The sequence below is a fragment of the Nocardioides sp. P4_G4 genome, from assembly GCF_056401085.1.
The window spans coordinates 1-5,283 of sequence record NZ_JBFUKA010000150.1 but is presented as its reverse complement, the minus strand read 5'-3'; the positions used below and the strand labels follow the sequence as shown (position 1 = coordinate 5,283).

Genomic DNA, 5,283 nt, shown 5'->3' with positions numbered 1-5,283 from the left:
GCCGAGCAGCTCTTCGCGCTCCTCGGGACCGAGGTCGGCGAAACGGGCACGGACGGCGGCGACGAAGGTCGCCACCTCACCTCGGGCGTCGGTGGGTGCGGTGGTCATGAGCGGGCCCCCTGGAGCAGGTCGGTGACGGTGGTGGAGAAGTGGGCCCAGTCGTCGCGCTGGGTCTTGAGCTGTTCCCGCCCGACGGGCGTGATGCCGTAGTACTTGCGGTGCGGTCCGCTCTCGGACGGCACGACGTACGACGTCAGGGCGCCCGCGGCGTACAGCCGGCGCAGCGTGCCGTAGACGGAGGCGTCCCCCACGTCGACGAGGCCACCGGCCCGCAGCCTGCGCACGACGTCGTAGCCGTAGCCGTCCTCGTCGTCGACCACSGCGAGCACGGCGAGGTCGAGCACCCCCTTGAGGAGCTGTGTGGTGTCCATGCGGYGACACTAGTGCGGAATGCGCACTAGTGCACGACGCGTCGTTCCGGCGGCGTGTCGCCGTGCGAGGATCCGCACGTGCCTCCTGCGACGAACGCCCCGGTCAAGAAGCTCGGCGTCTGCAACCTCTGCGAGGCCATCTGCGGACTCGAGATCACCCTCGAGGCCGGTGCGGTCACCGGGGTGCGCGGCAACCCCGACGACCCGCTGTCGCGCGGGCACATCTGTCCCAAGGGCGTCGCCATCGCGGACGTGTACGCCGACCCGGACCGGTTGCGCCGGCCGGTGCGGCGCAACCGCGACACCGGCGAGTGGACGGAGATCGGGTGGAGCCAGGCGTTCGACCTCGTCGCCGACGGGCTCGCCACGACCATCAACACCCACGGTCGCGACGCGGTCGGGATCTACCTCGGCAACCCCAACGTCCACAGCCTGGGCTCGATGACCCACGGGACCGCCCTGGTCAAGGCGCTGCGCAGCCGCAACACCTTCAGCGCCACCTCGGTGGACCAGCTCCCCCACCAGCTGCTGGCCCAGCTGATGTTCGGCCACCAGCTGCTGCTCCCMGTCCCCGACATCGACCGCACCGACTACTTCCTCGTCGTGGGCGCCAACCCGATGGCCTCCAACGGGTCCCTCATGACCGCGCCCGACTTCCCCCAGCGCGCCCGCGACCTCAAGCGCCGCGGCGGACACCTCGTCGTGCTCGACCCCCGGCGCACGGAGACGGCGCGGATCGCGACCGAGCACCACTTCGTGCGACCGGGCAGCGACGCCTGGGTCCTGCTCGCCATGCTCCAGGTGCTCTTCGCCGACGGTGTCGCCGTGGCCCCCGGCCACGCGCACGGCCTGGCCGCGGTCGAGGCCGCGGTGGCGGACTTCACGCCCGAGCGGGCGAGCGAGATGAGCGGCGTACCGGCCGACGAGATCCGGCGGATCGCCCGCGAGCTCGGGGCCGCCGAGAGCGCTGTCGCCTACGGACGGGTCGGCGTGTCCACGCACGAGTTCGGCTCCGTGTGCCAGTGGGCCGTCAACCTCCTCAACATCCTCACCGGGAACCTCGACCGCGAGGGCGGGGCGATGTTCACCAGCCCGGCCATCGACATCGTCGGTCGCGGCATCATCGGCCGCGGCCACCACGACGCCTGGCGCTCCCGCGTGCGGGGACTGCCCGAGACGGCGGGCGAGCTGCCGGTGGCGGCGCTCCGCGAGGAGATCGACACCCCGGGCGAGGGCCAGGTGCGGGCGATGCTGACCCTGTCGGGCAACCCGGTGCTCTCCACCCCGGACGGGGCGCGCCTCGACGAGTCGCTCGCCGGGCTCGACTTCATGGCGGCCGTCGACATCTACGTCAACGAGACGACCCGGCACGCCGACGTCATCCTGCCGCCCACGACCGCGCTCGAGCGCGACCACTACGACCTGGTCTTCCAGGCACTGGCCGTGCGCAACACCGCCCGCTTCACCCCGGCCGTGCTCCCGGCCGGCAAGGGGACGCGCCACGACTGGCAGATCTACCGTGCGGTCGCACTGCGCACGCTCGCCCGGCTGGAGCGCCGACCCACGCGCCGCAAGCGCCTCGCCCTGCGGGCCCGGCTCAGCACGAGCCCGACGCGCCTGGTGCAGCTGCTGCTCGTGTCCGGGCGCACCGGCGTCACCATGCGCCGGCTCCGCGCCCGGCCCGCCGGGATGGACCTCGGCCCGCTGCGCCCGGGACTGCTGCCCGCGCGGTTGCAGACCCGCGACCACCGCATCGACCTCGCTCCCTCCCTGGTCCTCGACGACCTGGCCCGGCTGGCCACCGTCCCGGCCCCGGCGCCCGGAGAGCTGCTGCTCATCGGCCGCCGCCACCAGAAGGACTGCAACGCCTGGCTGCACAACGTCGAGCGCCTCACCCGGGGCAAGCCGCGCCACCAGCTCCTCATGCACCCCGACGACCTGGCAGCACGCTCGCTCACCGACGGCGCGACGGTGCGGGTGACCTCGCGAGTCGGCAGCGTCGAGGTGGAGGTGGCCGCCACCGAGGACATCATGCGCGGCGTGGTCAGCCTCCCCCACGGCTACGGCCACGCCCACAACCCCGGGATGCGGGCCGCGGCCCGGGTCGCAGGCGTCTCGATCAACGACCTGACCGACCCCGAGCGCCTGGACGTGTCCGGCAACGCCGCGCTCAGCGGCGTACCGGTGACGGTGTCGGCGTCCGCCTGACCACGTCACTGACGACGACGAACGCCCGGCCGGCCTGTCTCCAGGTCGACCGGGCGTCGTCGTCGTGCGTGCCTCAGGGCGTCAGACGCGCACGCCCTCGAGGATCTCGCGCACCTCGCCCGCCGAGCCCGCCGAGCGGAGACGCTCGACCTGGGCCTGGTCGGTGAAGACGCCCGCGATCTTCTGCAGCAGGGCCAGGTGGTCGTCGCCCGCGCCGGCGATGCCGATCACGAACTCCACGGGCTTRCCGTTCCAGTCGACGCCGTCGGCGTAGCGGACGAACGAGATCGCCGTCCGGTTGATCGCCGACTTCGCCTCGTTGGTGCCGTGCGGGATGGCGAGGCCGTTGCCCATGTGGGTGGAGACCGAGGCCTCCCGCTCGTGCATCGCGTCGACGTACGACGCCTCGACGGCGCCGCTGGCGACCAGGAGCCGGCCGGCCTCGGTGATCGCGTCGTCGCGGGACCTGGCGGTCCCGTTCAGCACGATCGCGTCGTCGGCCARCACGCCGCTCGGGGTGTCGACGACCGACTCCTCGACGGCCGCGCCACCCGACGTGCTGGTCTGGTCGAGCAGCTCGACGATCTCGTCGTAGCGCGGCGAGGCCATGAAGTTGTCCACCGAGACGTGCATCGCCGACGGGGTCCTCTGACGCGCCCGGTCGGTGAGGTCCTGGTGGCTGACCACCAGGTCGTAGCTGTCGTCGAGGTTGGAGATCGCCTTGTTGACGACCGTGACGTCCCCGTGGCCGGCGGCCTGGATCTTCTTGCGGAGCACCGAGGCGCCCATGGCGGACGAGCCCATGCCGGCGTCGCAGGCGAACACGATGGACCGGATCGGACCCGTGTGCGCGTCGGTCGTGGCGCCGGTGAGCATGCCGCTGACCGAGGACTTCTTGCCCTTGTTCGCCTCCATCTGCGCGGTCGCCGCCGCGAGGTCACCCTCGTCCTCGGACCTGTCGAGCTTGAGCAGGAAGGCCGCGACCGCGAAGCTCACCCCGGCCGAGCCGAGCACGGCGAGCGTGACGCCGAGGTAGGACCCGCTGGCGGTCTGTGCATAGACGGCGAAGATCGATCCCGGGGCGGCGGGGGCACGCAGGCCCACGTCGAAGCCGACGTTGATGGCCACACCGGTCATGCCACCCAGGACGGTGGCCAGGATCAGCTTGGGCTTCATGAGGACGTACGGGAAGTAGATCTCGTGGATGCCGCCGAAGAACTGGATGATGGCCGCACCGGGAGCGGTGGCCTTGGCCACCCCCTTGCCGAAGATCGAGATCGCGAGGAGCAGGCCGAGGCCCGGTCCGGGGTTCGCCTCGAGCAGGAAGAGCACCGACTTGCCGGACTCTGCAGCCTCGCTCAGGCCGAGCGGGGTGAGCACGCCGTGGTTGATGGCGTTGTTGAGGAAGAACACCTTGGCGGGCTCGATCACGATCGAGGTGAGCGGGAGCAGGTTGTTGTTGACCAGCGTCTCCACCCCGTTGCCGAGGATCTCCATGAACTTGTTGACGATCGGGGCCACGATCCAGAAGCCGGAGAGCGCCATCGCGAAGGCCACGATGCCGGCCGAGAACATGTTGACGAGCATCTCGAACCCGGCTCGCACCTTGCCCTCCCACAGGGCGTCGAGCTTCATCATCACCCAGGCCGCGAGCGGGCCCATGATCATCGCACCGATGAACATGTGCACCTGACCGAGCGACGCGAAGTCCTCGGCGGGCTTTCCGCTGGCGAGCCAGTCGGCCAGGGCGTCGGCGTTGAAGTTGGCGACCAGCTGGTCGGAGCCGGCGATGGCCCCCATCACGGCGAACCCACCCACGACGGCACCGCGGTCGCCGTACACCATCCGGCCACCGGTGGCGGCGATCAGGATCGGCAGCAGGTAGTGGATGGTCGGGCCGACCATGGTGGCCATCTCGGCGTTGGGCAGCCACCCGACGTCGATGAAGAGCGCGGTGAGCAGGCCCCAAGCGATCAGGGCCGGAATGTTGGGCATGATCATGTTGGACAGGAACGTCCCGAACTTCTGCACGTGGACGCGCGCGCCGCCGCGCGGTGCCGTCTGTGTCGACATGGATTCCTCCGGAAGAGACGAGTGCTGGGCCCTGGGTGACCCCGGTCACAGTCAGGGTCCCCAGTAAACCGCCATTCGGGCACGTTGCCAAGCATTCGGGCCAAAGTGGGTGTGATTTGGTGTGGCTTTCGCCCCGTTATGACCGCTACGGTGGTCTCACCAGGCTCAGACCGACCGTCATCTCACCCGTGGAGGAATCCCGACCATGAAGGCACTGCGCTTCTACGCCCCCGAGGACGTCCGGCTCGAGGACGTGCCCGAGCCCGAGTGCGGGCCCGACGAGATCAAGATCAAGGTCAAGAACTGCTCGACCTGCGGCACGGACGTGAAGATCAAGAAGAACGGCCACGTCAACATCACCCGCGAGACCACCCTGGGCCACGAGGTGGCCGGCGAGATCGTCGAGGTGGGCACCGACGCCCTCGGCGGCTTCTCGGTCGGCGAGCGCGTGCAGTGCATCGCGGCGGTCCCCTGCGGCGAGTGCCACGAGTGTCRCAAGGGCTGGATGGAGGTCTGCCAGAACCAGACGTCCGTCGGCTACCAGTACGACGGTGGCTTCGCGGAGTACATG

General features: G+C 70.5%; 4 protein-coding genes. 2 read left to right on the top strand and 2 right to left on the bottom strand.

The features are described from left to right. Positions 1-104 precede the first annotated feature (104 nt). Positions 105-431, bottom strand: a complete 327-nt coding sequence (locus tag AC1DQF_RS21110) for a PadR family transcriptional regulator (protein WP_477527187.1) — start codon at positions 429-431, stop codon at positions 105-107. 78 nt (positions 432-509) lie between these two features. Between AC1DQF_RS21110 and AC1DQF_RS21105 the strand changes: the two genes are divergently transcribed. Next, the gene (locus AC1DQF_RS21105; RefSeq protein WP_477527186.1) at positions 510-2,639 is read left to right on the top strand and encodes a molybdopterin-dependent oxidoreductase; all 2,130 of its coding nucleotides are present in this window, start codon (positions 510-512) and stop codon (positions 2,637-2,639) included. Positions 2,640-2,720: 81 nt separating this feature from the next. Here AC1DQF_RS21105 and AC1DQF_RS21100 read toward each other — a convergent pair whose 3' ends face one another. Next, complete coding sequence (locus AC1DQF_RS21100) at positions 2,721-4,712, bottom strand: PTS mannitol transporter subunit IICBA (protein WP_477527185.1); 1,992 nt, start codon at positions 4,710-4,712, stop codon at positions 2,721-2,723. Positions 4,713-4,917: 205 nt separating this feature from the next. On the opposite strand from AC1DQF_RS21100, the gene AC1DQF_RS21095 reads away from it, so the two are divergent. Continuing rightward, positions 4,918-5,283: alcohol dehydrogenase catalytic domain-containing protein (locus AC1DQF_RS21095; protein ID WP_477527184.1), on the top strand; the 366-nt coding region annotated here is incomplete at its 3' end.